This window comes from Paraburkholderia caffeinitolerans (genome assembly GCF_902859945.1).
In the GTDB taxonomy this organism is placed as follows: domain Bacteria; phylum Pseudomonadota; class Gammaproteobacteria; order Burkholderiales; family Burkholderiaceae; genus Paraburkholderia; species Paraburkholderia caffeinitolerans.
On sequence record NZ_CADIKL010000089.1, the window covers coordinates 1 to 2,608 of the forward strand.

Here is a 2,608-nt window from a genome sequence, read left to right on the forward strand (position 1 = left end):
GATGACCGCCTTGTTGAACGCCAGCATCAGATCCTGCACCTGGGCTGGCGTCATCGGCCCCTTGACCAGTTCGTCCAGCAGCGCCTTGGGCAGTTCAGGCAGCGGCCCTCGAGCCGCTGCCTGAGACGCCACCGTACGTTTCTTCTTCATCGGCATATCCATGATTTTTACCTCTCATGATATGCCTCGCCCACAAAATGCCGGATAGGTCCATTGCCGCCTTGTCGACGGCGCGATACAGATATTTCCATTGACCCTAGATCTTGACGTAGGTCTCATCGACGCGCCAGTTCCTACCCACCGGGCGCTTGCGACGGCGAAATTCCTTTTCAAACACCGGCAGCACCTTGATGACCCAACGGTGCACGCTCGAATGATCTACCTCGATCCCCCGCTCGGCCATCATCTCCTCAAGGTTGCGCAGGCTCAGCGAGTACGCCACATACCAGCGCACGCACAGCAGGATCACATCCAGCGGATAGTGCAGTCGCTTCAGTACCCTGCCAATGCCAGTAGGCAGCGTCTTACGTGGTGGCATCTTCGTCTTCGCCATCATGCTCGTCATGCGTTTTGGTTCGACCGATTCTATTCCACCGCGTTAGTGCGACAGGACCCTTGCATACCTGAAGCCCTTGCCAACGGTGCCACACCGCATCGCTAGTTCCCGCAGGAATGGGGGAAACCATGAGCAACGAGCCGCGCCGATCATCGCGTCATAGCATGCGGCGTATTTTGCGAACGGAACTACACGGTTCATTTCCGGAAGAAAACAGCTTTCGCTTCCTCGAACGGCAACGCTCACGCGGTCGTATCGCGTCACCCAACCGACGAGGAGCACCACATGTAGCCCGGGATATCCGTTGGCAGCCAATAGATTCGGCATTATGGCTATCCATTGACCGAATCTTGCGGGTTGGCACGGCAGCTATCGCCGACGTCGGGTGTTCCATCCGATGCGGGAAAACGAGCCTGACCATACCGAGCGGCGTGCACTAATGTTTTTCATGCGCAGCAGATGCTTGTTTGCGCAAGTTGAAGCCCGGAGCGGCTTGCGTCAGTACGTAAATGGCGGCGTCCTCATGAAACGACTTCTGATCAGTTTCCTCCTGTGCCTGGCGTTGGCACCGTGGCTGCCATCGGCAGCGGTTGCGCAAACTGCGCTACGCATCGCAGCGCAAGCCGAAAAGAAGGTTCCGGAGCTGCCGCCTGGGCAGTTGTTCTGGCGGATAGAGAGTTTCACAGACCGCGGGCAGGCCCAGGCGGCTGCGGGCAACTGGTCGCTGGTCGCCGAATCTGGGGGCAAGGTCTGGCTTTTCACGCTCGGCCCGGCAGGTGGGTCGTCTGCAGGCGGCACAAAGGTGGCCGAAGTTGGCCCGATTCCCCGGTTCACTGCGCCGCAATATCTCCTCAGGATCAACGAGGCTAGTGGTGCTCCTGGCAGCACGACTCCCGTGCATACGCATCCGGGCTCCGAGACTTTCTTCGTGCTAACCGGCGCGCAGACGGTTCGCACTTCCGACGGGGTGATGGTGGTGAACGCTGGCCAGGTCGAGCCGGGCCACGGCGCTGGCGTCCCGATGCAGGTCTCGGCCAGTGGTTCGACGGATCTGCATGCCCTGGTCATGTTTGTGCTCGACGCCTCCAAGCCGTTCTCTTCTCCCGCAAAGTTCCCATAGCAGTGGGTTGACGCGCGCACCCTGGCCAACGCCGGGCATCCATCAGCAGGAGCAGAATCCATGAACGCAAAACTTTTGCGCATCGGTCTCGGTGGCTTCCTGTTCAGCTACCTGTCGATGCTCGCGGCGACATCAGTTCAGGCGGCCGACATCAAGGTCATGAGCGATAGTCCCCTCGAGCCTGCGTTGAGCAGGGTCGTTGCGCTTTACCACGAGAAGACGCATAACCAGGTGAGCCTGGTGTTCGCACCGTCGCCCGCTGTGAAGAAAAGGATTGAAGATGGCGAGGCGGCCGACGTTGTTATCGTCCAACCGGACTTTGCTGAGGATCTCACGAAATCGGGCAAGGCAAGCGCCGGGGATCGACCGATAATCGCTCACGTTGGCGTCGGTCTCGGTAACCGCACGGACGGTCCGGCGTACGACATTTCAACGGTCGATAAATTCAGGAATACCTTGCTTGGTGCAGACCTCATCGTCTTTAACAGTGTCAAGTCGGGGGAGGCATTTGCGAACGCTATTCAGCGGCTTGGAATTGCGGACACACTCAGGCCGAAGATTGTTCGCACCACGCCCACCGGGATTTTTGAACCGGTGCTGAACGGCAAGGGCAACGACTTGGTGGCGGGCACGATTCCGCTTATCGCGACGACTCCCGGCATAAAGCTCCTTGGTCCACTTCCGGGCGATCTCCAGAGCACGCTCACGTATACCGCTGTGATCATGGCGAACACGCCACAACGCGAGACGGCCGAAGCGTTCGTCAAATTCCTGATGTCAGCACAGGCAAAGAAGACTTTTGCCGCAAACGGTGCCGAGTGAATTACTGACCAGTTCAATAAATAGTGCGTATATTGGATCAAGCTGCGTAGCGAACATGCTTCTCCTGAAACAGGTTGCGGATAACATGAGGCTGCTTCTGCCGGCGATGC

Annotated in this window: 2 protein-coding genes and 2 pseudogenes; 2 read left to right on the forward strand and 2 right to left on the reverse strand. The window is 58.5% G+C overall.

Annotated features, from left to right (window positions below):
• Positions 1 to 162, reverse strand: a pseudogene (locus tag HV773_RS36285) (IS256 family transposase); the annotation flags it as partial.
• 22 nt (positions 163 to 184) lie between these two features.
• Positions 185 to 553 (reverse strand): annotated as a pseudogene (locus tag HV773_RS36290) (IS6 family transposase); the annotation flags it as partial.
• Positions 554 to 1,079: 526 nt separating this feature from the next.
• On the opposite strand from HV773_RS36290, the gene HV773_RS36295 reads away from it, so the two are divergent.
• Positions 1,080 to 1,676, forward strand: a complete 597-nt coding sequence (locus HV773_RS36295) for a cupin domain-containing protein (protein WP_175198524.1) — start codon at positions 1,080 to 1,082, stop codon at positions 1,674 to 1,676.
• 60 nt (positions 1,677 to 1,736) lie between these two features.
• On the forward strand, positions 1,737 to 2,498 hold the full coding sequence (locus HV773_RS36300; RefSeq protein WP_175198525.1) for a molybdate ABC transporter substrate-binding protein: 762 nt from the start codon (positions 1,737 to 1,739) through the stop codon (positions 2,496 to 2,498).
• Positions 2,499 to 2,608: the final 110 nt, after the last annotated feature.